The 22,330-nt window shown below is 68.9% G+C and carries 21 protein-coding genes and 2 pseudogenes; 12 read left to right on the top strand and 11 right to left on the bottom strand.

Features of this window, described 5'->3' with window-relative positions:
- Positions 1-76: 76 nt before the first annotated feature.
- The 4 genes from QZM15_RS04715 (at position 77) to QZM15_RS04730 (ending at position 4,020) form a co-directional block, all read left to right on the top strand.
- Complete coding sequence (locus QZM15_RS04715) at positions 77-1,102, top strand: LysR family transcriptional regulator (RefSeq protein ID WP_060310686.1); 1,026 nt, start codon at positions 77-79, stop codon at positions 1,100-1,102.
- Positions 1,103-1,201: 99 nt separating this feature from the next.
- Positions 1,202-1,891, top strand: a complete 690-nt coding sequence (locus QZM15_RS04720; RefSeq protein ID WP_302105936.1) for a DUF4286 family protein — start codon at positions 1,202-1,204, stop codon at positions 1,889-1,891.
- A 58-nt stretch (positions 1,892-1,949) separates the two neighbouring features.
- Positions 1,950-3,269 (top strand): MFS transporter, encoded by a 1,320-nt coding sequence (locus QZM15_RS04725; RefSeq protein WP_059639725.1) that lies wholly within the window; start codon positions 1,950-1,952, stop codon positions 3,267-3,269.
- 49 nt (positions 3,270-3,318) lie between these two features.
- On the top strand, positions 3,319-4,020 hold the full coding sequence (locus QZM15_RS04730; protein ID WP_226225333.1) for a DUF2848 domain-containing protein: 702 nt from the start codon (positions 3,319-3,321) through the stop codon (positions 4,018-4,020).
- Positions 4,021-4,385: 365 nt separating this feature from the next.
- Here the strand turns inward: QZM15_RS04730 and QZM15_RS04735 are convergent, their stop codons facing one another.
- A complete protein-coding gene (locus QZM15_RS04735) occupies positions 4,386-5,363 on the bottom strand; it encodes an NAD-dependent epimerase/dehydratase family protein (protein WP_302105938.1) in 978 nt (325 codons plus the stop codon).
- A 99-nt stretch (positions 5,364-5,462) separates the two neighbouring features.
- On the opposite strand from QZM15_RS04735, the gene QZM15_RS04740 reads away from it, so the two are divergent.
- Positions 5,463-6,365, top strand: coding sequence for a LysR family transcriptional regulator (locus QZM15_RS04740; RefSeq protein ID WP_059584793.1), 903 nt, complete (start codon positions 5,463-5,465; stop codon positions 6,363-6,365).
- Between the two features lie 85 nt (positions 6,366-6,450).
- On the opposite strand, the gene QZM15_RS04745 is transcribed toward QZM15_RS04740, so the two are convergent.
- Positions 6,451-7,323, bottom strand: a complete 873-nt coding sequence (locus QZM15_RS04745; protein ID WP_302105940.1) for a LysR family transcriptional regulator — start codon at positions 7,321-7,323, stop codon at positions 6,451-6,453.
- Positions 7,324-7,467: 144 nt separating this feature from the next.
- Between QZM15_RS04745 and QZM15_RS04750 the strand changes: the two genes are divergently transcribed.
- Positions 7,468-8,928: an MFS transporter gene (locus QZM15_RS04750; protein WP_302105941.1), complete on the top strand. Its 1,461-nt coding sequence runs from the start codon at positions 7,468-7,470 to the stop codon at positions 8,926-8,928.
- Between the two features lie 90 nt (positions 8,929-9,018).
- Here the strand turns inward: QZM15_RS04750 and QZM15_RS04755 are convergent, their stop codons facing one another.
- Complete coding sequence (locus tag QZM15_RS04755; protein WP_060310679.1) at positions 9,019-9,216, bottom strand: oxidoreductase-like domain-containing protein; 198 nt, start codon at positions 9,214-9,216, stop codon at positions 9,019-9,021.
- A 167-nt stretch (positions 9,217-9,383) separates the two neighbouring features.
- Here QZM15_RS04755 and QZM15_RS04760 point away from each other — a divergent pair.
- Positions 9,384-9,805, top strand: a pseudogene (locus QZM15_RS04760) (RidA family protein).
- Between the two features lie 77 nt (positions 9,806-9,882).
- On the opposite strand, the gene creD reads toward QZM15_RS04760, so the two are convergent.
- The 4 genes from creD to QZM15_RS04780 form a co-directional block, all read right to left on the bottom strand.
- Positions 9,883-11,277 carry a cell envelope integrity protein CreD gene (creD, locus tag QZM15_RS04765; RefSeq protein WP_124657917.1) on the bottom strand — a complete coding sequence of 465 codons (1,395 nt, stop codon included), beginning with the start codon at positions 11,275-11,277 and terminating at the stop codon, positions 9,883-9,885.
- Between the two features lie 105 nt (positions 11,278-11,382).
- A complete protein-coding gene (gene creC, locus QZM15_RS04770; protein WP_124859911.1) occupies positions 11,383-12,852 on the bottom strand; it encodes a two-component system sensor histidine kinase CreC in 1,470 nt (489 codons plus the stop codon).
- Between the two features lie 15 nt (positions 12,853-12,867).
- Positions 12,868-13,581: a two-component system response regulator CreB gene (creB, locus tag QZM15_RS04775; RefSeq protein WP_059584780.1), complete on the bottom strand. Its 714-nt coding sequence runs from the start codon at positions 13,579-13,581 to the stop codon at positions 12,868-12,870.
- Between the two features lie 149 nt (positions 13,582-13,730).
- On the bottom strand, positions 13,731-14,444 hold the full coding sequence (locus tag QZM15_RS04780; protein ID WP_059584778.1) for an SDR family NAD(P)-dependent oxidoreductase: 714 nt from the start codon (positions 14,442-14,444) through the stop codon (positions 13,731-13,733).
- 406 nt (positions 14,445-14,850) lie between these two features.
- Between QZM15_RS04780 and QZM15_RS04785 the strand changes: the two genes are divergently transcribed.
- Complete coding sequence (locus tag QZM15_RS04785) at positions 14,851-15,558, top strand: dihydrodipicolinate reductase (protein WP_302105943.1); 708 nt, start codon at positions 14,851-14,853, stop codon at positions 15,556-15,558.
- 95 nt (positions 15,559-15,653) lie between these two features.
- On the opposite strand, the gene QZM15_RS04790 is transcribed toward QZM15_RS04785, so the two are convergent.
- Together QZM15_RS04790 and QZM15_RS04795 are read right to left on the bottom strand one after the other, a co-directional pair.
- Positions 15,654-16,463 carry an SDR family oxidoreductase gene (locus QZM15_RS04790; RefSeq protein WP_302105945.1) on the bottom strand — a complete coding sequence of 270 codons (810 nt, stop codon included), beginning with the start codon at positions 16,461-16,463 and terminating at the stop codon, positions 15,654-15,656.
- Positions 16,460-17,293: a molybdenum cofactor biosynthesis F family protein gene (locus tag QZM15_RS04795; protein ID WP_302105946.1), complete on the bottom strand. Its 834-nt coding sequence runs from the start codon at positions 17,291-17,293 to the stop codon at positions 16,460-16,462. The genes QZM15_RS04790 and QZM15_RS04795 overlap by 4 nt, the downstream gene beginning before the upstream one ends.
- A 170-nt stretch (positions 17,294-17,463) precedes the next feature.
- Between QZM15_RS04795 and QZM15_RS04800 the strand changes: the two genes are divergently transcribed.
- The 3 genes from QZM15_RS04800 to QZM15_RS04810 all read left to right on the top strand — a co-directional run bounded on the left by QZM15_RS04800 (position 17,464) and on the right by QZM15_RS04810 (position 20,126).
- The gene (locus QZM15_RS04800; protein WP_302105948.1) at positions 17,464-18,258 is read left to right on the top strand and encodes an AraC family transcriptional regulator; all 795 of its coding nucleotides are present in this window, start codon (positions 17,464-17,466) and stop codon (positions 18,256-18,258) included.
- A 185-nt stretch (positions 18,259-18,443) separates the two neighbouring features.
- Complete coding sequence (locus QZM15_RS04805; RefSeq protein ID WP_302105949.1) at positions 18,444-19,376, top strand: DMT family transporter; 933 nt, start codon at positions 18,444-18,446, stop codon at positions 19,374-19,376.
- Positions 19,377-19,577: 201 nt separating this feature from the next.
- The gene (locus tag QZM15_RS04810; RefSeq protein ID WP_059584770.1) at positions 19,578-20,126 is read left to right on the top strand and encodes a hypothetical protein; all 549 of its coding nucleotides are present in this window, start codon (positions 19,578-19,580) and stop codon (positions 20,124-20,126) included.
- A 93-nt stretch (positions 20,127-20,219) separates the two neighbouring features.
- Here the strand turns inward: QZM15_RS04810 and QZM15_RS04815 are convergent, their stop codons facing one another.
- Positions 20,220-20,354, bottom strand: a complete 135-nt coding sequence (locus QZM15_RS04815; protein ID WP_006485835.1) for an entericidin A/B family lipoprotein — start codon at positions 20,352-20,354, stop codon at positions 20,220-20,222.
- Positions 20,355-20,585: 231 nt separating this feature from the next.
- Here QZM15_RS04815 and QZM15_RS04820 point away from each other — a divergent pair, with 231 nt between their 5' ends.
- Positions 20,586-21,881 (top strand): aspartate carbamoyltransferase, encoded by a 1,296-nt coding sequence (locus QZM15_RS04820; protein ID WP_059584768.1) that lies wholly within the window; start codon positions 20,586-20,588, stop codon positions 21,879-21,881.
- Between the two features lie 71 nt (positions 21,882-21,952).
- Here the strand turns inward: QZM15_RS04820 and QZM15_RS04825 are convergent.
- Positions 21,953-22,174, bottom strand: a pseudogene (locus tag QZM15_RS04825) (hypothetical protein); the annotation flags it as partial.
- Between the last annotated feature and the right edge of the window lie 156 nt (positions 22,175-22,330).

Below are 22,330 nucleotides of genomic sequence, written 5' to 3' on the forward strand. Positions count from 1 at the left end.
CCGCCCGCTGCCGAATCCGTTAACATCGTCCCGATCCGCCGCCCGGGCGCGGCACCGCCTCACCGTTCGGAACGCGATGAACATCCGGTTTCTGGAAACCTTCGTCTGGCTCGCGAAGCTGGAAAACTTCCGGCTCACGGCCGAGAAACTGCACACCACGCAGGCCGCCGTGTCGAGCCGCATCGCATCGCTCGAGGAAGCGTTCGACGTGCGCCTGTTCGACCGCAACACGCGCTCGGCCACGCTCACGCCCGCGGGCCGGCGCATGCTGGCCTACGCGGAGCGGATCGTGCGGCTCGACGGAGAAATGCGGCGCGACATCGACGCGGCGAGCGATGCGGGCCTGATCCGGATCGGCGTGATCGAATCGATCGTGCACAGCTGGTTTCCCGCGCTGATGGCGCAACTGCGCGAGCGCTACCCGCGCCTCGACGTCGAGATCACCAGCGACACGACGCTGCATCTGACGCGCCTGCTCAGCACCGACGGCGTCGACCTGATCCTGCAGACCGATCCGGTGCCGGGCCCGGACTTCACGAACCTGCCGCTGTGCGAATTCCCGGTGCGCTGGGCCGCGAGCCCGCGCCTCGGGCTCGGCGGCCAGCCGCTGGACGTCGCGCGCCTGGCCGGGTTTCCGATCATCAGCTTCTCGCGCCATTCGGGGCCGCACGCGACGATCGAGCGGCTGTTCGCTGCCGTCGAACGGCCGGCCAGCATCAACTGCATCACGTCGGTCGCCGCGATGATCCGCCTCGTCGCCGACGGCTTCGGCGTGGCCGCGCTGCCGCCTGCGATCATCGGGCGCGAGCTGCACGAAGGCACGCTCGAACTGCTCGACGTCGAGCCCGAATTCCCGGCGCTGCCGCTCGTCGCGACGTACCGCAGCCAGGGGTTGCCGGTGGCCGCGCGCATCGCGGAACTCGCGAGCGAAGTGGCGCGTGCGACGGGAGCCGCCGATCGCGTCGACGCAACGGCCGCCGACTCAATGCCCACCCGCAACGCGACCGCGACAACGACGCGCCCCCCGGCGAAAGCGAAGCGCACGACGAAAGCCGCGTCGCCTGCCGCGCCCACCGCCAAACGCCGCCCGCGCCGCTCATAAGAAAACCTGTTCACCGCGAATTTGTTTTCTTGTTGGACTGGCGCGGCCGGTCTTCGGGACACTGAGGTTCCTGACATCCCCGTCACGAGGAACCCCGCGATGACCCGCTTTTCCCTTCCGCACGGCCAGCTTTGCGTCTGGACGGATATCGACCCCGCGCATGAGGCCGATTTCAACGCGTGGTACGACCGCGAGCACATGCAGGAGCGGGTCGCGATTCCCGGCTTCACGCATGCGCGGCGGTTTCGCGCGACCGACGGCGGCCCGCGCCGATACCTCGCGCTGTACGTGACGGATTCGCTCGACGTGTTCCGCGGCGACGCGTACCGGCGGGCGTTCACGCAGCAGACCGCATGGTCGCTCGCGAACTTCGCGCGCATGACGGGTACGCAGCGGCGTGTCGGCGAGCTGACGATCGAGGCCGGCGACGGCGAAGGCGCGCATCTCGCGCTGTTCGTGCTGCCGCCCGACCGCATCGATGTGCCCCGCCTGCGCGAGCGCTTCGACACGGCCCTGGAAGAACCGGGCATCCACGCCGCGCGACTCTTCCGCACGTCGCCGGACCTGTCCGCGCCGATCGGCGCCGCCGCGGCCGCCTGCCCGGCCGCCGATGCACTGGTGCTGATCGAAGGCAGCGACGCAGCGGGCACGCGCCGCGTGTCCGCCTCGCTCGCCGGACACGACGACGTGCGCACCTTCGGCCTGCTGTGGCGCGCCGCTTCGCCGCTGCCTGCCCGGCGCCGCGACGCCGAAACGGAACCGGCCGCCGCTGCCGCGCTGTCTGCCTGAAACGCCCGACGCCGACGCCAACACCGGCCCCACGCTTCATCCCGTCACCCGTCACGATCTGCCCGATACCATGAACACGCTCGCCCAGCCCGCCGCCCACGCGCCCCGCCGTGTCCGCAACAGCCGACTCGCGACCGCGAGCATGATCGGCACGTCGCTCGAGTGGTATGACTTCACGATCTACAACACGCTCGCCGCGCTCGTTTTCAACCATCTGTTCTTCCCGTCGGTCGATCCGCTGGCCGGCACGATCCTCGCGTTCTCGACCTATGCGGTCGGCTACGTGTCACGCCCGCTCGGCGGCTTCGTGTTCGGCAACCTCGGCGACCGCATCGGCCGCCGCGCGGTGCTGATGCTCACGCTCGTGCTGATGGGCGTGACGACCGCGTTGATGGGCGCGCTGCCGACCTACGCGCAGGCCGGCATCCTGAGCCCGATCCTGCTCGTCGCGCTGCGTTTCGTGCAAGGCGTCGCGCTCGGCGGCGAATGGGCCGGCGCGGTACTGCTGTCGGTCGAGCATGGCGACCAGAAGCGGCGCGGGCTGTCCGCGTCGTGGACGCAGATCGGCCCGTCGTTCGGCACGCTGCTCGGCACCGGCTGCATCGCGCTCGTCACGCTGTCGACCACCTCGGACAACTTCCTGTCGTGGGGCTGGCGCGTGCCGTTCGCGGCCAGCGCGTTGCTCGTCGCGTTCGGCTTCTGGGTACGGCGCGGCGTCGACGAAACGCCGCAGTTCGAGCAACTCGCCGAATCGCACGCGACCGCCGAAGTGCCCGTCGCCGACGTGCTGAAGTACCACTGGAAGCGCCTGCTGATCGCGGGCGGCTCGCGAATCGGCTCGGACGTGCTGTACGCGCTGATCGTCGTATTCACGCTGACCTACGTGACGACCGTGCTGCACCTGTCGCGCCCCGTCGCGCTGACGGCCGTGATGATCGGCACGGCCTGCAACGCGCTCGCGGTGCCGTTCTTCGGCGCGCTGTCGGACCGTTTCGGCCGTCGGCCCGTGTATCTCGCCGGCGCAATGGCCGGCATCGTATGGGCGTTCGTGTTCTTCGCGCTGCTCGATTCGGCGCGCCCCGCGGCGATCGTCGCGGCCGTCGCGATCGGCCTCGTGATCCATGCGGTGATGTATGGCCCGCAGGGCGCGTTCGTGACCGAGCAATTCCCGACGCGCGTGCGCTATGCGGGCTCGTCGCTTGCGTACACGCTCGCCGGCATCGTCGGCGGCGGCTTCGCGCCGCTCGTGATCGCCGCGCTGTTCCGGCAAACGGGCACGACGACGGCCGTGTCGCTGTACGTCACCGCCGCGCTCGTCGTCACGTCGATCGCGCTCGTCGCCGCGCGCGAGACCGCGCACCGGCCGCTCGAGGGCTGAGCGTCGCCGCCGGCCGAATCATTCCTTCGCACTTCAAACGGATAGCCGCATGCCAACCCTGTCGTTCAACGTGATTTCCCTGCAACACGCGCCGGCCGCCGTCGACGTCGACATCGAGCGCGTCGTGATCGCCGGCTGGGCCGGACGCGACCCGGCCGCGATCCACGCGCATATCGACGAACTCGCGGCGCTCGGCGTCGCGCCGCCGTCGACCACGCCGTGCTTCTATCGCGTGTCGGCCGCGCTGCTTACGCAGGCACCGTCGATCGGCGTGCTCGGCGCGCGCTCGGGCGGCGAGATCGAATGTGTGCTGGTCGACAGTCCGGCCGGCACGCTTGTCACGGTCGGCTCCGATCACACGGATCGCGAAGTGGAGGCGTACGGCGTGGCCGTGTCGAAGCAGGTGTGCGCGAAGCCGCTCGGCCGCGACGCGTGGCGTCATGCGGATGTCGCCGATCACTGGGATGCGCTCGAGATGCGTTCGTGGCTGATCGCGCGCGACGGCGAGCGGACGGCGTACCAGCACGGCGCGGTCAGCGGCCTGCTCGCGCCCGACGTGCTGTGGCAGCGGTTCGACGGTTGCCGCACGATGCCCGCGCGCTGCGCGATGTATGGCGGGACGGTCGCCGTACATGGCGCGATCGCGGCAATGGGCGACGGCGATGCGTTCGAAATGGAACTGCACGATCCGGTGCTCGGGCGCAGTCTCACGCATCGCTATGCAGTCGAGGTGTTGCCGGTCGTCGCGTAACGGCAAGCCGTGACGGCAAGCGGAAAACCGCACGGGGCACGGGCACGACGGCATTCAGGCGTCGCGCCTGTTCCTACCTGTACGACTCAAAGCAGTGGTAGTCCGGAAAGTTGAACTGCGAGTTGCCGCAATACAGCACGCCGGCCAGGTTCGTACATCCACTCAATGTGAACATGATTGCTCCCGCAACCGACATTTTCCACCCGAAGTACCCCATCGCGCCCCCGTTTTCGCGTTATCGGCATTGCCCGACATGATGCGCATCGGACGCACGCGGGTATGTGGAGAATTGTGGTCCCGCTGCTTCTTCGGTTCGGCACGACGCGTTTCCGTGCGGGGGCGCAGCCTGTACTGCCTGCCGTTGCTCACCCGAGACAACCGAGCCCCGCCAGCGTCGCCTCCACCGCCGTATCGAGCGGCGTCACCGGCTCGCGGCCGAGCACCGCGGTCACGCGCGCGTTGTCCATCCTGATCGGTTCGCGCCACAGGTAGCGCATCTCGAGCAATTCGCGCAGCGTCGTCACGAACGGCGCGGCAACCCACACGAGCCACCACGGAAAATCGCGCAGCGCCGGCCGCATGCCGTGCCGCTGCGCGACGCGTTGCACGGCCCGCGCCATCTGCATGCCGTCCTCATCCCAATGCCCGTCCAGATGGAAACGCGCGAACGGCTCCAGCGTCTCGCGCCGCTCGATCAGCTCGACCATCGTGCGGGCCACGTCCGGCACATACGCCCATTGATGGCCAACGCCGCGGCTCGGCACGCTGATGGCCGCGACGGGCCGCCCCGGCTTGACCAGCCCCTGCGAGAACCAGCTGTTGCCGAGTTGCGGCCCGAAGAAATCGCCGGCGCGCACGACGATCGTCCGCACGCCGTGCGCGCTGGCGTCCTGCAGCCGCCGCTCTAGTTCGACCCGGATCGCGCCCTTGCGGGTCGCCGGATGCTGCGGCGCATCTTCCCGTAGCACCGGAAATGCATCGGCGCCGAAGTTGTAGACCGTGCCCGGCAGCACGACGGTCGCCTGCGCGGCCCGCGCCGCCGCGATCGTGTTGTCGATCATCGGCAGCACCTGCGTGGCCCAGTTCCGGTATCCGGGCGGGTTCACCGCATGCACGATCACGCTGCAGCCGCGGGCGGCGCGCACCACTGCATCGCGATCCAGCACGTCTCCGCGCACCCAGGCGATGCCGTCGCGCTCCACGCCCTCGGCATCGAGCCCGCGCTTGAGCGCACGCACCTGCCAGCCCGCATCGCGCAACTGCCGCGCGACTTCCCCGCCGATCCCGCCGCTCGCGCCGAGCACGAGCGCCTGCCGTTGCATCCCGCCTGCGTTTGCCGTCATTGCCGCTCTCCTTGAATGAAGCCATCACGACACGCATTCTGCGGCACCGCCTGCTATCAAGGAATTGCCGAACCCAGTCGATCAGCTATACATTTATGCATGACCACCGATCTGAACTGGGAACGCTACCGCACCTTCCTCGCGGTGCTGACGGAAGGCTCGCTGTCCGGCGCGGCCCGCGCGCTCGGCATCACGCAGCCGACGGCCGGCCGCCATGTCGCGGCGCTCGAAGCCGCGTTCGGCCAGACGCTGTTCACGCGGTCGCCGTCGGGCCTGCTGCCGACCGAGGCGGCGCTCGCGCTGCGCGGCCATGCGGAGGCGCTGCGCAGCGCGGCGGCCGCGTTCGAGCGCGCGGCGGCCAGCCACGGCGCCGGCGTGCGCGGCATCGTGCGGATCTCGGCCAGCGACGTGATCGCCGTCGAGGTGCTGCCGCCGATGCTCGCGCAATTGCGGCGCGACCATCCGGGGCTCGTGATCGAACTGGTGCCGACCGACCGCATCCAGGACGTGCTCAAGCGCGAGGCCGACATCGCGGTCCGGATGGCGCGGCCCGCGCAGGACGCGCTCGTCGCGCGGCGTGTCGGCGAAATCGAGGTCGGACTGTATGCGCGCGACGATTACCTGGCGCACCACGGCGCGCCCGCGACGATCGACGCGCTCGCCCATCACGCGCTGATCGGCTTCGACACGGTCACGCCGTTCATCCGCTCGGCGGGGCGAGGCATGCCGCAGTGGCAGCGCGACGCGTTCGCGCTGCGCACCGACAGCAACCTCGCGCAGCTTGCGCTGATCCGCGCCGGCTACGGGATCGGCTTCTGCCAGACGGCGCTCGCGAAACGCGACGCGCGGCTCGTGCGCGTGCTGCCCGACGGGCCCGCGATGCGGCTGGAAACCTGGGTCGTGATGCACGAGGATCTGCGGACGAGCCCGCGCTGCCGGGCCGTGTTCGATGCACTGGCCAACGGGCTGCGTACGTATGCGGACGGTGAGCTCGCCGAGTAGAAAGCGGCGTGCGTGAATCGCGGGGCCGCGCCATTCGTGGATTTTTCCCGGCGAACAGGATGTCCGCGATGCACGCGGCACGGTTTTACATCAGCAATTGACGCGACAGCACCTCGCGCGCCTGGGTGACGGTCTCGCGCTCGCCCGGCAGCGGCGGTGTCAGCGAAAACACCGCGTCGGGCAGCGGCGGCAGCCGGTATTTCGTGCCGAGCCGCATCAGGCCGTCGCCGATCGCCGACGCACACAGGCAGCCGACCCCGAGCCCCGCCGCGAGCATAGACTGCAACCCCGCGACGCCCGACGCGCTGTGCACGAGCACGTACGGCGTGTGCCGCTCGTCGAGCGAGCGCACCGCGACCTGATGCATCATGCAGTCGTCCGGCAGCAACACGAGCGGCAGCGGTTCGGGCAACTGCTCGGCGAGCGCGGGCGACGCGACCCACGACAGCGGTTCGCGCCGCAGCACCCAGCGCGTATCGGCCGACACCGGCCGGAACGGCCCGCTCGACATGTTCATCACGACGCCCAGATCGATCTGCCCGCGCGCATGCGCCGCTTCGATATCCGCGCTCTTCATCGCGCTCACGTGCAGGCTCAACTGCGGATAGCACTCGCGCAGCCGCGCCAGCATGCCCGCCACTTCGTTCGTGCGGTAGTAGTCGGTGATCGCGACGCGCAACTCGCCCTTGATCGCCTGCCCGCGCAGTTCGTCGAACGCGGCCTCGTTCAGCGCGACGATGCGCCGCGCGTGCTGCAACAGCCGCGAGCCGGCCGGCGTCGGCTCGACACCGCGCTTGCTGCGCACGAACAACGGCACGCCGGCGCGCGATTCGAGCTTGCGCACCTGCTCGCTGACCGTCGATTGCGACAGGTGCAGCAGCGGCGCGGCGGCCGTCAGGCTGCCGGCCTCCGCGACCGCCGCGAACGTGCGCAACTGGTCCAGATCGAAACCGCGCATCGCCTTCCTCCATCCATCGAATAACCCGATGGATGCTACCACTCTTTCCCGCTTTTCCGAACCATGAGCGATGACCAGAATATGGGTCAACGGCCTGCTCGCGTCCATCGCTTATCGGGCCCTCTTTTTTTCGGATCTGCTTTCATGACGAACAACACCCTTGCCCCCTGCGCGTCGGCCGGCGCGGCTGCCGCGGCGACGCCCCGCAGCCATCACGGCTGGGCGCTCGTGGTCCTGCTGGTCGGCGCCATTCTGCCGCCGCTCGACTACTTCATCGTGAATCTCGCGCTGCCGGCCATTCGCGACGGCATCGGCGCGCGCCAGGCCGAGTTGCAGCTCGTCGTGTCGGCCTATGCATGCGCGAACGCGGTCGCCCAGATCACCGGCGGGCGGCTCGGCGACCTGTACGGACGCAAACGCATGTTCATGGTCGGCATGGCCGGCTTCGTGCTCGCGTCGACGCTGTGCGGGCTCGCCGACAACGGCACCGTGCTCGTCGGCGGGCGCGTGCTGCAAGGCCTGTTCGCCGCGATCCTCGCGCCGCAGGTGCTCGCGACGATCCGCAGCGTGTTCAGCCCGCACGAACAGGTGCGCGTGATGGGCTTCTACGGGTTCGCGTTCGGCCTGGCGGCCGTGATCGGCCAGCTCGGCGGCGGCGCGCTGATCAGCCTGCATCCGTTCGGGCTCGGCTGGCGCGCGATCTTCCTCGTCAATCTGCCGATCGGCATCCTGGCGCTGATCGGCAGCTGGCGCTTCATCCCGGAAAACCGCCCGCCGCGCGGCCAGCGCATCGACGTGTCGGGCACGGTGCTGCTGTCGCTGTTCCTGCTGATGCTCGTGTATCCGCTCACGCACGGCCGCGAAGCCGGCTGGCCGCTATGGATGATCGCGTGCGCCGTCGGCGCGCTGCCGATGCTCGGCGCGCTGCTGACGGTCGAATCGCGCCGGCTCGCGCGCGGCCGCGATCCGCTGCTCGACGTGCGCCTGTTCCGCAACCCGGTCGTCGCGCTCGGGCTCCTGCTCGCGTTCCTGTTCTACATGCTGAGCGCGTTCTTCCTGAGCTACGGGATCTATCTGCAGGGCTGCCTGAACTGGTCGCCGCTCGCGTCCGGGTTCGCGATCCTGCCGCTCGGGCTCGGTTTTCTCGCGAGCCCGCTGCTGATGCCGCGCCTCGTCGCCCGGTTCGGCGCGTATCGCGTGCTCACGCTCGGCTTCGCGATGCTCGCGGCCGGCGTCGCGACCGCCGCCACGCTCGCCCGCGACGGCGCGCCCGGGCCCGGCTTCTATGCGGGCATCGCGGCGATCGGCATCGGACAAGGGCTCGTGCTGCCGTCGGTCGTGCGGATCGTGCTGGCGGAAGTCGACGCGGCCCGCGCGGGCGTGGCGTCGGGAATGGTCAGCGCGATGCTGCAGATCGGCGCGGCGGTCGGCGCCGCGACGATCGGCGGCGTGTTCTTCGCGCGGCTCGGCGTGCATCCGGCCGCACTCGATTACGTGCAGGGGTTCAGGGTGTCGATGTTCACGCTGACGGCCGTGTTGCTCGGCTGCATCGCGCTGTCGATGGCGCTCGGGCCGCTGCATCGGCGGCTGCATGCGGATGCGTGACGCCTGACGCGCGACGGAAATGGCCTCGTCAGTCCAACGCCGGCAACCGATGCGGTGCATGCAACGCATGGCCGCTCGCAGGCACCCGGTTTATTTGCGATGCTCGCGCTGCGCTTGCCGCGCCTCCCATTCGGCCAGCTCGACGCGATAGCGCGCGAGCGCTTCGTCGTACAGGTCGAAGACGCACGGCGAGCAGCCGCTGTTGCAGCAGTCTTCCAGTTCGGGTTGGATAGGCGGGATCGGACGGGGATCGTCGATGGACGGATCTCCGGAAGCTTGGTTCGGCACGGCGTGGTCCGGTAATGTGGAGAGGCGAGTATAGGGCGATCCGGGCCGCCGCCGCTTTCGGCAGGGCTGGCCGTCGACGATGAACGCGTCCACGTTCATCATGGCGCGATCGCCGAACGCGGCACGCCGCTGCGTTACCCCGTTTCCGCCCCCACAGGAGCTGCGCGATGGCCGAAGCCGTGAATCCGCCGGAAGTCTGGGCGCCGTTCGGCGCATTCTCGATGGCCGTGATCCAGGGCGACGGCCGGGTCGTGCATCTGAAGGGTCAGGTCGCGCTCGACCGCGCCGGGCAGGTCGTCGGCGCCGGCGACATGCGCGCCCAGGTCCGGCAAACGCTCGACAACATCCGCGACGTGCTGGCCGCACTGGGCGGGCAAATGCGCGACGTGATCTCGCTCGTCCATTACGCCATCGGCATCGACGCATTCATGCACGCCGGCGACATCCGCAACGCTTATTTCGCCGAACCTACCCGGTGACGACGACCGTCCAGGTCGAGCGTCTCTACCGTCCCGACCTGCTGATCGAGATCGCGGCCATCGCCGAGATTCCGCTGGCGCGGTTTCGTCGTCCCGGGACGGCCGCATGAAGGGCGTCCTGCCCGCCTGAAACCGCGCGCCGGTCGCGACATTCGCGACCGGCGCGCACTTGCTCGCACCCGCTCGCCTACTTCGCGGGCGTGCCCGGCTTCACCGCGTCCGGTTTGTCGGCCAGCGGCTGCCACGCGGCGCCGAGCGAATACCAGTCGACGCGGCGCGTGAGCGTCATGATGCCGGCGAGGATCGCGAACAGCAGCAGCGAGCCGAGCATCAGCGCATTGTCTTCCGACAGCAGCAGCCCGTAGAGCGCCGCGTACAGCATCGCGAGCAGCGCCGTGAACGTCGCGCCGCGCTTCACGCTGTGCAGCACGAACGACAGGTAGAAGCCGAGCAGCCCGATGCATGCGCCGCTCGCCACGAGATACGCATAGCCGAACGCAATGTGTTCGGACAGGCTCAGCAGCAGCAGGAAGAACAGCGCGAGCGACAGGCCGACCAGCGTGTACTGGATCGGGTGAATGCGCAACCGCTTCACGAGTTCGTACATGAAGAAGCTCGCGAACGTGAGCATCACGAACAGCGCACCGTACTTCGTCGCGCGTTCGGCCTGCAGATAGACGTTCACGGGTTCGATCACCGACACCGATGCCCTCTCGATCCCACCGTCGCCGTTGCCGTTGCCGGACGCCACTTGCTCGCGCGCCTTCGTGTTGAACGACGTCACGCGCCAGTTGCTGACGAAGCCGCGCGCATCGACCGTGCGCTCGGCCGGCAGGAATTCGCCGCCGAAGCTCGGGTGCGGCCACGTCGATTTCAGCGAGAAGTCGTTCTGGTCGCCCACCGGCGCGAACGCGACCGACTCCGCACCGGCCAGCGGCAGCGCGATGCTGAACGGCACGACCGTCGCCCCCGCGTTTGCGTCCGCCAGCGCCGCGAGATCGACGTTCGCATGCACGCCCTGGCGCAGGCTGTCGAGCCGCGTGCCCTGCTCCACGTCGATCCGCGTGCCGCCGATGCGCAGGTCGGGCTGCGCCTTCAGCCCGCGAAGATCGCCGATGCCGAGCGCGACGTACGCGCCGTCGACCTTGAAGCTCACGTGGCCGTCGGCCTGCGGCAGCTTCTTCAGGTCCGGCAGCGGCAGCGTGCCGGTCATCCGGCTGTCGAGCGCGTACACGAGCGCCTTGTGAATGCCGCGATAGCGCGTGCTGACCGACAGCGTGCCGTCGACGTTCAACGTCTTCGGGAACACGAGCAGCCGTTTCGCCTCGCTTTTCAGGCTGGTTTTCGCCTTGCCGCCGGCCCGCACGTCGTCGCTCACGCGCGTGACTTCCGTGTAACGGACGACGAGCACCGGCCCCGTCACCGTCTGCGGCCCCGCATAGCTCGCCCAGATGCTTTCCAGCGCACTTTGCCGATAGTCGGCGCGTTCCCGCACGATGCTCTGGACCATCTGCAGCGGGATCAGGATCGCCAGCGCGAGAAACGCGGTAATCATGGACTTGAACAACAGGACTCGATTCATTGCTGACAGGTACGGGAGTGGAAGGTACGGTCAGCATGAGCGGCCCCGGTGAAGGGCGATTGAAGCCGATGTGAAGCGAATGTGTGGCGGGCGTGAAGCGCGCGATCAGCCCGCCGACGGCAGCGTGAGCGTCGCGCATGCGCCACCTTCCGCGCGGTTCGCGAGCGCGACCTGGCCGCGGTGCAGCATCGCGACCTCGCGGACGAAACACAGCCCGAGGCCCGTGCTGCGATCCTGCCCGTCGGGCCTCGGCAGCGAATAGAAGCGTTCGAACACGCGCGACAATGCGTAGTCGGGCACGCCGGGGCCGTCGTCCGCGACGCGCACGACCGCGACGTGCGCCCTGCCCGCCGGCTGCCGCTCGAGCGCGATCCGGATGGTGCTGCCCGGCGGCGCGAAATCCAGCGCGTTGTCGAGCAGGTTGCCGAGCGCCTGCCGCAGCAGGAACGGATCGCCGTCGACGACCACCGCATCGGCTCCATCGGCCGCATCCGCCGCACCATTCGCGTCGATCCGCAAGCTCACGCCGCGCTGCCGCGCGCGCGGCTCGATATCGTCGACGAGCTGTTCGAGCACCGGCCGCAGCGCGACCGGTTCGTGCACCGACAGGCGCTGCTTCTGCTCGACCTCGGCCAGCGCGAGCAGCTTGCGGATCATCTGTTCCAAGCGGCCGGCCTGGCGGCGGATGTTCTCGGTGAAGCGCCGGCGGTTCGCGACCGGCATGTCCTCCTGCAACAGCTCGGCCGCGCCGCTGATCGCGGCCAGCGGGCTCTTCATCTCGTGCGTGAGCGTGTGGATGTAGGTTTCGACGTATTGCCGGTCTTCCAGCCGCCGATGCATGCTTTCCACCGCGCGCCCGAGCTCGGCCAGCTCGTTCGCGCCCTGCAGCGGCATCGACGCGCGCTCGCCGGCCGCGATCGCCCGCGCATAGCGCTGGAGGCGCCGCAGCCCGAGCACCAGCCACCCCGTGCACGCGACGCCGATCAGCATCGCGCCGCCCATCAGCAACGCACCGTACAGCATGATCTTGCGCTGGCTGCGCGCGATGAACGGCGCGACCGTCTGGTTCGGTTTCGCGATCGTCAGCACGCCGATGATCTCGTCGCCCCGCCGGATCGGCGCCGCCACGTGCATCACGGTGCTGCCGTCGTCGTTCGGATCGCTGCGCGTGCTGCGCGCGCCGTATTCGCCGCGCAGCGTCCGGTACACGTCGTTCCAGCGCGAATAGTCCTGCCCGACCGCGCTGCCGGACGAGTCGTAGCGCACGATGCCGTGCGCGTCGGTGATGTAGAGGCGGTAGCCGATCGCGTTCTTCTGGATGCCCCACACGTTCGCGCTGACGGGGCGCTCGTGCAGTTTCCCGAGCTGCCGCGCGAACGCGCCGTCGGCGATATGCCCGTTCGCCATGTCGTCGGCGGCCAGCGTCGCCAGCACCTGCGCGGTGTCGACGAGCGTGTCCTCCATCGCTTCGCGCACGCCGGGCTTCACCTCCTGCACGAACACGCGCAGCGTGATCAGCGCGGCCAGGCCGACGATCAGGAAAAAGCCAAAGAAGATGCGCAGGCCGATATGCATGGGCGGAGCCGGTCGTTACGGTTGCAGCGAATAACCCATCCCGCGATGCGTGCGGATCGGGTCGCGCTCGGGATCGATCGCGCGCAGCTTGGCGCGCAGCGTCTTGACGTGCGTGTCGACCGTGCGGTCGGCCGAATCGAGCGCTTCGTGCCACACGAGATCCATCAGTTGCTCGCGCGAGTAGATGCGCCCCGGATGCCGGACCAGCAGCGCGAGCAGCCCGAATTCGTACCGCGTGAGGTCCAGCGCGTGGCCGAGCCACGACACGCGCGCGCCATCGATGTCGAGCGTGAAGCCGGAGGCAACCGGTGCGCACGCATCGGCCGGCGCGGGCGCGGGCACCGGTTCCGGCGCGGCCGCGCGGTGGAAGCGGCGCAGGATCACGCGCACCCGCGCCGCCAGCTCGCGCGGCGAAAACGGCTTGACGACGTAATCGTCGGCGCCGATCTCGAGCCCGACGATCCGGTCGATCTCGTCGTGCCGCGCGGTCAGGAAAATTACCGGAATATCGGTGAACGTGCGCAGCCGCCGGCATACCTCGAAGCCGCTGAGGTCCGGCAGGCCGACGTCGAGCACCACGAGATCGACACGCGTAGCGCGCAGCTGATCGAGCGCCGCCTGTCCGAGCGTGCAGTGCATGGTCTGCATGCCGTCGGTGCCGAGGGCATAGACGATCGTGTCCGCGATCGCCTGTTCGTCTTCGACGATCAGGATGGTGGGCTGGGTCATGGCCTCGGATTCGGGTCTCGGATTCGGTCTCGGATTCGGTCTCGGATTCGGTCTCGGATTCGGTCTCGGATTCGGGTCTCGGGTTCGGGTCGCGCGATCCGGTGCGACATTGTACGCACGGCCGGACCCGGCACGCCCTCCCCGGTGCACTACGCGACTCGCCCGCTCACCGGAATCGACGCACCGGTGATCGCCTGCGCGTCGGGCGACAGCAGGAATCCGATCGTCGCCGCGAGCTGTTCCGGGCGGACCCAGCGCGAGAAGTCGGCGTCGGGCATGTCCTTGCGGTTCGGCGGCGTGTCGATGATGCTCGGCAACAGCGCGTTCACGGTCACGCCGCGATCGAGCAGCTCCGCCGCGAGCGCCTCGGTGAGCCGCGCGACACCCGCCTTCGCGGCCGCATACGCGCCCATCCCCGCGCCGGCCTTGAACGCCGCGCCCGCGCCGATGTTGACGATGCGGCCGGCCTGGCTCGCCACCAGGTATGGCAGCGCGGCCTTCGACGCATTCAGCGCCGTCTTCACGTTCAGTTCGTACATGCGGTCCCACGTGGCGGCATCGCCGTCAGCGATCGTCTGCCACACGAATGCGCCGGCGATGTTCAGCAGCGCGTCGACCCGGCCGAATTCGCGGTTGACCGTTTCAAGCGCCTGCACGGCGGCCCGCGGATCGACGAGATCGATGCCGCCGATGCGCAACGCATCGGCCGGCACGCCGGGCAGCGCCTGCGCCGCCGGAGCCGTGCCGCGGCCGATCAGCGCGACGCGGGCGCCGCGCTCGCCGAGCCACGCGGCCGTCGCGACGCCCAGATGACCGAAGCCGCCGGTGATCGCGACTGCCTTGCCTTTCAGGTGGTGTTCCATCGATGTGTTCTCCTGGATCGAGGGTGATGGGTTGAAATGCCGACAGCGTAGCGCCGTTCACGCGTTCGTGCGCACGGCGATGAGGGTGCCGTAATGCGGTTTCGGCCGTTTCGCTTTGGTTGCGCGGGAGCCCGCCCGGCGGCGTCAGGAAGCGGATCGCGGCCCACACGCCGCGGGGCATCGCAACATCGCGGGAGAGATCGGTTGCCGAGGATTGCCGAGGGTTGGACGTCGGCGAGCCTATGCGCCGCGGCACCCCATGCCCGGCCCGACAAGCGCGCCAACGGACAGCCGGGCATAATGCGCGATGTCCGCCAGGCGCGGCGCGCGGCACGACAACCAAGCCCGCCTGCCCGACGGCATGTACCACCGCCGACTCGCCTCCCCAATCTCAACCGTCAATCCCATGCAAGTACTCGTCATCGGAACCGGCAAGCTCGCCAACGAGTTGCTCGGCTCGCACACGCTCGACCCGGCCGCCTGCCGCGTGATGCCGTGGCCGGACAGCGCGCGAGCCGACGCCCGACGTAGCGACGCCCGACATACCGACGCCCGAACGATCGTCGTCCATGCCGGCTCGGGCCGCGAACTCCCCGACGCGATCGCATTCTGCCAGGCCACCGCGTCGCCGCTCGTCGAGTTGTCGACCGGCTCCGACCTCGAAACGGGGACGTACGGCTTTCCGGTCGTGCTGTGCCCGAACACGAACATCCTGATGCTGAAGTTCATGTGCATGCTGGAAGCCAGCGGCCACCTGTTTCGCGACTGCGAGATCGGCGTGACGGAGTCGCATCAGGCCGGCAAGACGTCCGTCCCCGGCACGGCCGTCGGTATCGCCCAATCGCTCGGCGTACGGCCGGAAGACATCCGCTCCGTGCGCGACCCGGCCGTGCAGCGCACCGAATTCGGCATCCCCGACGATCAGCTCGGCCGCCATGCGGTTCACCGGATACGCATCGACGACGGCGCATGCAGCCTGCAGTTCGAATCGCGCGTATCCGGCGCGACACCCTATGCGGATGGCGTATCGCGCATCGTCGAAGCCGTCCGGCAGCACGATCTCGAGCATCGCCGCTATTCGATCGTCGAGTTCATCCGCAACGGCTGGCTGTAGTCATGGCACGGCGTGCGGCACGTGCCCTCATGATGCGGGCCGTCCGCGGATGCCCGCACGGCCTCGCCGAAACCGATGCCCGCGCTGGCTCACCGCTACCCGTTGCCCAGCACCGCCCCGCTCTCCGGCAAGGTCGCGCCGCCGTCGACGACGATCGTCTGCCCGGTGATGTACGCCGCGTCGGCCGATGCAAGAAACAGCATCGCGTTCGCGATGTCCTCGGGCTCGCCCATCCGCGCGAGCGGAATGTCGCGCGAGATCTGCGCCGTGACGGACGCGTCGCCGAGATTGCCGGCCGCCGGCGTGCGGATCATCCCCGGTTCGACGCCGTTGACCGTCACGTTGCGGCGCGCCAACTCCAGCGCCGCCGCCCGAATGAAGCCGTTCACGCCGGCCTTCGACGCCGCGTAATGCGCGAGCCCCGGATAGACGACGCGCGGCCCCGTCACCGACGACGTGACGAGCAGCCGCCCGGCCCCCGCGCGCTCGAAGGCCGGCAACGCGGCCTGCGCAAGCCAGAACAGCGCCGACAAGTTGACCGACAGCGTGCGCTCGAGCGTCGGCTCGTCGATCCGCGTGAACGGCGTCAATGGAAAATACGCGGCATTGTGGACGACGACATCGAGCCGGCCGCCGTCGTGCTCGACCGCCGCGACGAGCGCATCCAGTTCGTCCCGGCTCGCGGCGTCGACCCGATACGCGCGCGCTTCGCCGCCCGCGCTCGCCAGCGCGCCGGCCTGCACGGCCGCCGCGTCGCCGTTCAGGTCGGCCACGGCGACGAATGCGCCGGATTCCGCGAAACGGCGCGCGATCGCCGCGCCGATTCCTTGCGCGGCGCCCGTGACGAGCACGACGCGCCCGCTGAAATCCGCATGCAGGCGGCCGCTGCCCCGCACGGCAGTCATCGCTGCGCCTCGTCGCCGACCGGATGCACGGTTTCGTTCAGTACCTGCGCGTAAGCACCGACCGGGAAATTCGACAGCGTGCCGAAATCGCCGCCCTGATAGCCGAAGATCTTGCCGTCGGTCTTGCGTTGCGCGAGGTCGATCAGCACGACGCCGAGCGTCGGCACCACCTTTTCGCGCCACACGAACAGATACAGCGCGTCCGCAATCTTGAAGTAATGACAGCGGTCGACATCGGCCAGCCCGCCTTCGACGCCCTGCAGGCACTGCCATGCGTAGAAATTCTCGTTCAGGTAGATGTGCTCGTAGCATTCGGTCGGGCTGTAGCGGTACATCGTCCGTTTGCCGATCAGCTCGCGCGTGGGCGCGTGAAGCGGGCCCGGCTCGGCGTGGCCGCCGAGCGTGCCGTGCCGGAATTGCGCGTCGACGGCCGTCAGCGGCAGCCCACGCGCGACGCGCGTGAACGCATCGATGCGCGTGTCGGCTTCCGTCGGCAACGTACCGACGACCGACGTCCACACGCCGTTGTCGAGATCGATCACGAGGCTGACCGATGTCGCCCGAGCGGTGGCATCGATGTAGTCGACGAAGTACAGCCCGTCGCGCAGCCGCGTCACGCGGCATGGCGCGCGGCCGCCCGTATCGGCCACCGCGTCGCGCCACTGCAGCGCACCCGGCTCGAACGTATGGACGCGCCATGCGCCCGATGCGTCGACGAGCGTCAGCGTCCGCCCGACGAGCGCGTCGACGGATGCGAGGATGTTCGCCTCGGGCGCGAAGCCGTCCGCGAGCGCACCTACCTGAATGAATACCGGATCCTGTCGTTCCACCTGCCGCCTCCCGCGCAGCCTCAGGCCCGGCGGGCCGTGTACGCTGCTCATGCGCACATGGTGCGGGCTGCGCGCGCCGCGCGGTATCGGCCAAAAGGATGAAGGGCGCGCGGCGCCGGAACACGCTAAAGTGCACGTGATCCGCGCCGCCCCCGGCACGAGGAGCGCACATGCACCGTGTCATCCATTACCGACGCACCGGCGAAGGCATCGAGGCAATCAGCCTCGAGTCCGACCGCGCGTTTCCGCGCCACGCGCACGACGAATTCGGGGTCGGCGTGATCGTCAGCGGTGCGCACCGGTCGTGGAGCGGCCGAGGTCAGGTCGACGCGCTCGCAGGCGACGCAATCATGGTCAACCCGGGCGAGATGCACGACGGCTCGCCGCTCGAGGCCGGCACCGGGCGGCGCTGGCGGATGCTCTATCTCGCCCCCGCGCTGGTCGCGGGCGTCGCGGCGGAAGAAGGCCTCGGCGGCGTCGAGCTTGCGCATCCGGCCGTGCGTGACACGCGGCTTGCGGCCGCCGTCGGCAGGCTGCATGCGCGCATCGTGGCAGGCGAAACCCAGCCGCTGGCCCGCGACGAAGCGCTCGTCATGCTCGTCGCCGGGTTGCTCGCCCGGCACGCAAGCCGCACGCTGCCGGCGGCCGGCGTCGCGCCGGCGGTCCACGTCGCGCGGGAGCGGCTCGACGCGGCGCCGGCCGCACCCGTGTCGCTCGCCGAGCTGGCGGACCTGAGCGGCGTGAGCCGCTTCCAGTTGCTGCGCGGCTTTGCGCGCGAGCTCGGCATCACGCCGCATGCATACCTGGTTCAGTCGCGCACGCGGCTGGCGCGCGCGCTGCTGGCCAGCGGCCTGCCGATCGCCGATGCCGCGGCCGCAGCCGGCTTCGCCGATCAGAGCCACCTGACCCGCGCATTCGCGCGCCAGTTCGGCATCACGCCGGGGCGGTTCACGCACGCGGGTTGAGTAACGCCGTCGGCCGCGCAACGCCGGGGCGCGCCGGACGCACTGCGTTCGAAGACGATTGCCCCCTCCACGGCCACCGCGACCTGTTGCGTCAGCGCAAGCCGACGGTTCACCACCTTCAGTCCCGTCCCTGGCTGCAATTTCGTTCAAGACGCACGTTGCCGCCATACACGACGATGCAGCGCATGAAGACACGACTGATCGGCTATCTCTATCTCGCCGCCGCGATGGCGGGCGTCGGCAGCACCGTCATCGCGAGCCGTCTCGCGGCCGGCGGCCTGCCGCCGTTCGCGGCCACCGCGCTGCGCTTCCTGATCGCGACCCCGTTGCTGTTCGCGATGATGCGCGCGCAGCGCATGCGCTGGCCACGCATTTGCGCACGCGATGCCGTGCTGCTCGTCATTCAGGCGGCGGCGGGTGGCGTCGGCTATACGGTGCTGCTGATCAGCGGCACGAAACTGTCGTCGCCGCTCGATGCCGGCGTAATGCTCGGCACGTTGCCGGCCATGTCGACGCTGATCGCGGCCGTCGTGCTGCGCGAGCGGCAGACGCCGCGCGACTGGCTGGCCGCCGCGCTCGCCACGGCCGGCGTGCTGTTCGTCACGTTCGCGCCGGGCCATGCGATGCCGTCGCTGCAAACGCTCGTTGGCGATGCGCTGGTGCTGGCGGCCGTCGCATGCGAAGCGGTCTTCATCCTGCTCAACCGTCGGCTTGCCGCGCCGTTGCCGCCGCTTGCGCTATCCACCGCGATGTCGGGCCTCGGCTTCGTGCTCGCACTCGTGCCGGCCGCGTTCGAATGGCATGCGGTGGCGAGCGGCTGGACCGTCGGCGCCGTGTCGGCGATCGTCTACTACGCATTGATTCCGACCGTGCTGGGTTACCTGTGCTGGTATGCGGGCTCGGCGCGCACGAGCGGCACCGAGGCGGCCCTGTTCACCGCGGTCGCGCCGGTTTCGGCCGTGCTGTTCGCGGTCGCGCTGTTCGGCGAAACGCTGACCGGCACACGTGTCGCCGGCATCGCGCTCGTCGTCGCCGGCATGCTCGTCGGCGCGACGCGACGGCGCGAGCCGCCCGTCGAATCGCGCGCCGCGCTCGCCGCGCAGGCCGCCGCCGACTGACTCGCGTTCGTCGCGTCCCCGCGGAGACGGCGGCGCCTCCGTCGACGTCGCAGCGCTCGTCGATCCAGCCTTTCCGTCACATGGTCGACCGACTGTAGGAATGTGTCCGCGCACCGCAAAACCGTTGCGCACGACTGCGCAAGATGCAATATTCGCGTGGCCGGCCCCTTTGACCACCATCGAACAACACTCCGCCACGCAATGAACAGGAAGGAAGCCAAAACAAGAATCGCGGTGCTGCTGTCCGCGGGAACGAGGAAGGCCGACGCACTGGCCGAGCTATCCGGGCAAGGGCTCAAGGATCGCGTGCTCGCGCACCTGATCGCGTCGCGCCCCGACCCTGAACGCTGCCGCAAGAACAAGATACACATCCGGATCCTGATCGCGCTCGGCATCGCGCAGTTGGTCATCAGCCTGATGCTTGCGTACTACTTCCTCGCGTCCGGCGCCGGCGGCGTCCTGGTCACCGCCTTCCTGGCGTTGACCGTGCCGCTGTCGCTGCTGTTCATCTGGGGCTTCGCGACCCATCGTGTCGGCGCATATCACGCGTTCATCCTGCTGTCGCTGCTGCAGATGCCGAAGACCGTCGCCGATCTCGGGCGGGATCCGTCCGCCGCGCTGCCGAGCCTCGCGATCACGGTCGCGCTGGTCGGTTATGTCTGGTTCGTCCGCAACCGGTTGTTCCCCGACTACGGCTGGTTCACGCCGCGCAAGGTCGAGGGCCGCTACGCGTTCGTGGAACGCGCCTGACGCCGCGGCATCGATTCGTACGCAAAAAAGGCGCCGGGCCGCCCCGCCATCGCGGGAAGACCCGGCGCCTTCTGCATGCCGGAACCGGTCGGCTTACTTGGCCTTTTCAGCCGAATCGCTGATCGCCTGGCCGCCCTTCGAAATGTCCTGGCCCACGCCGGCGACGGTATTGCAACCGGCGAGCGCGGCGGTCACCACCAGCAGCATTGCAGCAATCGTACGCGTCATTCTCATTCTCCTTCGAATCAACAAGCCCGACCGGGCGAATCGTGTGCGGCGCGGCGCCCGGCACGCTGCCGGACACGGGGCCTGACCTGATTATACGGAGACGCGCGCCGCGCGCCAGTACGGCCCCGCGAGTGTCATACGCGCCACCCCTGCGCGCACAGATTTTTCTTGACTTCATCGCGGCAGAAACTAATATACGCACCGCGTATATTTTCCGCCCAGGAGCCGCCGATGACCGTTCCCCAGCAAGCCTTCCTCCGCGACGCGATGCGCCGCCTCAACATGACCCGCGAGGCATTCGCGAATCGCATCGGCGTCAGCCGCCGCGCGCTGGATACGTGGCTGCTTCCGGACGATTCGCAGGAATCGCGCGGGATGCCCGAGATCGTCGAGCGCTTCGTGTCGGAAATCGTCGAGCGTTCGGCGCCGGATGGCGAGAACTATACGCAAAGCGTAGACAAGCAAGGGCTCGCGAAGCAATTCCTGTTCGAAGGCAAGCCGCAGTTGATCTCGGTCGACCAGTTTTCGCGGGATTCGGTCGAGGCGCTGTTCCGCGTGGCCGACGTCATGCAGCCGATCGCGCGGCGTCACAAGATTTCACGCGTGCTCGAAGGCGCCGTGCTCGGCAACCTGTTCTTCGAGGCCAGCACGCGCACGCGCGTGTCGTTCGGCGCGGCCTTCTGCCGGCTCGGCGGCTCGGTGTGCGACACGACGGGCTTCACGTTCTCGTCGATGGCGAAGGGCGAATCGATCTACGACACGAGCCGCGTGATGGCCGGCTACGTCGACGCGCTCGTGATCCGCCATCCGGAAAAAGGCTCGGTGGCCGAATTCGCACGGGCGACCAACCTGCCGGTGATCAACGGCGGCGACGGCCCCGGCGAGCACCCGAGCCAGGCGCTGCTCGACCTCTACACGATCCAGCGCGAGTTTTCGCGGCTCGGCAAGATCGTCGACGGCGCGCACATCGCGCTGGTCGGCGACCTGAAGTACGGCCGCACCGTGCACTCGCTCGTCAAGCTGCTCGCGCTGTACCGCGGGCTGAAGTTCACGCTCGTGTCGCCGCCGACGCTCGAGATGCCGGCGTACATCGTCGACCAGATCTCGACGAACGGCCACGCGGTCGAGCAGACGAACGATCTCGCGGCGGGCTTGCGCGGCGCGGACGTGGTCTACGCGACGCGGATCCAGAAGGAGCGCTTCACCGACGAGTCGTTCGAAGGCTATACGCCGGATTTCCAGATCAACCAGGCGCTCGTCGACTCGGTGTGCAAGCCCGACACGCTGATCATGCACCCGCTGCCGCGCGACAGCCGGCCCGGCGCGAACGACCTGTCGGTCGACCTGAACCGCGACCCGCGTCTCGCGATCTTCCGGCAGACCGACAACGGTATTCCGGTGCGGATGGCGATCTTCGCGGTGCTGCTGGGCGTCGAGAATCTCGTCCAGCATTCGATGCGCGACGCGACGTGGCGCCCGCCGGCATACCTGGGGCCGGAGGATGCGGTGTTTCACGGAATCGACTGATCTGCGGCCGGTGGCGCGCGCCCGAACGGGAATTTGCTGCAGTTCAAGGGCCGCGCGCAGACGTAACGCATTCAACGCGCCGACTTGCACGGCGCGTTGTCATTTTCGGCGCCGGTGACGCGACGGCCGCCGACCCGGCGCCGGCGGAACCAAGAGTCGATCACACGCAGGCCTGCTGCTTCGAACGGCGCGACGTCGCGCGTGGCCACGATCGAACCGTTCGAGGCGGCGATTGCAGCGACGAAGCCATCGGCAGACGCCATTGCGTTGCCTGTCGCTCCCCGGCCACGAGCCTTCGCCCCCTCCGCAACATTCGTCAACAATTCCCCGACAAATGAGAACAAGAACGCTTCTCATTCGTAAAGAAATTACATAGAATGCCGTCTGAAAACAAATTGTAATAATCCCCGCCGGCATGCACATTTCCGTAGCGCACTGCCCCGGGAGCC

The organism is Burkholderia sp. AU44665, from assembly GCF_030504405.1.
Lineage (GTDB): Bacteria > Pseudomonadota > Gammaproteobacteria > Burkholderiales > Burkholderiaceae > Burkholderia > Burkholderia semiarida.

What these genes read in the sequence shown, in the direction of transcription:
- QZM15_RS04790 (WP_302105945.1), bottom strand. Translation starts at nt 16,463, where the DNA reads ATGACTGCCGTGCGGGGCAGCGGCCGCCTGCATGCGGATTTCAGCGGG.
- QZM15_RS04740 (WP_059584793.1), top strand. Translation starts at nt 5,463, where the DNA reads ATGACCACCGATCTGAACTGGGAACGCTACCGCACCTTCCTCGCGGTG.
- QZM15_RS04815 (WP_006485835.1), bottom strand. Translation starts at nt 20,354, where the DNA reads ATGACGCGTACGATTGCTGCAATGCTGCTGGTGGTGACCGCCGCGCTC.
- QZM15_RS04810 (WP_059584770.1), top strand. Translation starts at nt 19,578, where the DNA reads ATGAACAGGAAGGAAGCCAAAACAAGAATCGCGGTGCTGCTGTCCGCG.
- QZM15_RS04720 (WP_302105936.1), top strand. Translation starts at nt 1,202, where the DNA reads ATGACCCGCTTTTCCCTTCCGCACGGCCAGCTTTGCGTCTGGACGGAT.
- creD (WP_124657917.1), bottom strand. Translation starts at nt 11,277, where the DNA reads ATGAATCGAGTCCTGTTGTTCAAGTCCATGATTACCGCGTTTCTCGCG.
- QZM15_RS04805 (WP_302105949.1), top strand. Translation starts at nt 18,444, where the DNA reads ATGAAGACACGACTGATCGGCTATCTCTATCTCGCCGCCGCGATGGCG.
- QZM15_RS04800 (WP_302105948.1), top strand. Translation starts at nt 17,464, where the DNA reads ATGCACCGTGTCATCCATTACCGACGCACCGGCGAAGGCATCGAGGCA.
- creB (WP_059584780.1), bottom strand. Translation starts at nt 13,581, where the DNA reads ATGACCCAGCCCACCATCCTGATCGTCGAAGACGAACAGGCGATCGCG.
- QZM15_RS04730 (WP_226225333.1), top strand. Translation starts at nt 3,319, where the DNA reads ATGCCAACCCTGTCGTTCAACGTGATTTCCCTGCAACACGCGCCGGCC.
- QZM15_RS04820 (WP_059584768.1), top strand. Translation starts at nt 20,586, where the DNA reads ATGACCGTTCCCCAGCAAGCCTTCCTCCGCGACGCGATGCGCCGCCTC.
- QZM15_RS04785 (WP_302105943.1), top strand. Translation starts at nt 14,851, where the DNA reads ATGCAAGTACTCGTCATCGGAACCGGCAAGCTCGCCAACGAGTTGCTC.
- QZM15_RS04745 (WP_302105940.1), bottom strand. Translation starts at nt 7,323, where the DNA reads ATGCGCGGTTTCGATCTGGACCAGTTGCGCACGTTCGCGGCGGTCGCG.
- QZM15_RS04780 (WP_059584778.1), bottom strand. Translation starts at nt 14,444, where the DNA reads ATGGAACACCACCTGAAAGGCAAGGCAGTCGCGATCACCGGCGGCTTC.
- creC (WP_124859911.1), bottom strand. Translation starts at nt 12,852, where the DNA reads ATGCATATCGGCCTGCGCATCTTCTTTGGCTTTTTCCTGATCGTCGGC.
- QZM15_RS04750 (WP_302105941.1), top strand. Translation starts at nt 7,468, where the DNA reads ATGACGAACAACACCCTTGCCCCCTGCGCGTCGGCCGGCGCGGCTGCC.
- QZM15_RS04715 (WP_060310686.1), top strand. Translation starts at nt 77, where the DNA reads ATGAACATCCGGTTTCTGGAAACCTTCGTCTGGCTCGCGAAGCTGGAA.
- QZM15_RS04735 (WP_302105938.1), bottom strand. Translation starts at nt 5,363, where the DNA reads ATGACGGCAAACGCAGGCGGGATGCAACGGCAGGCGCTCGTGCTCGGC.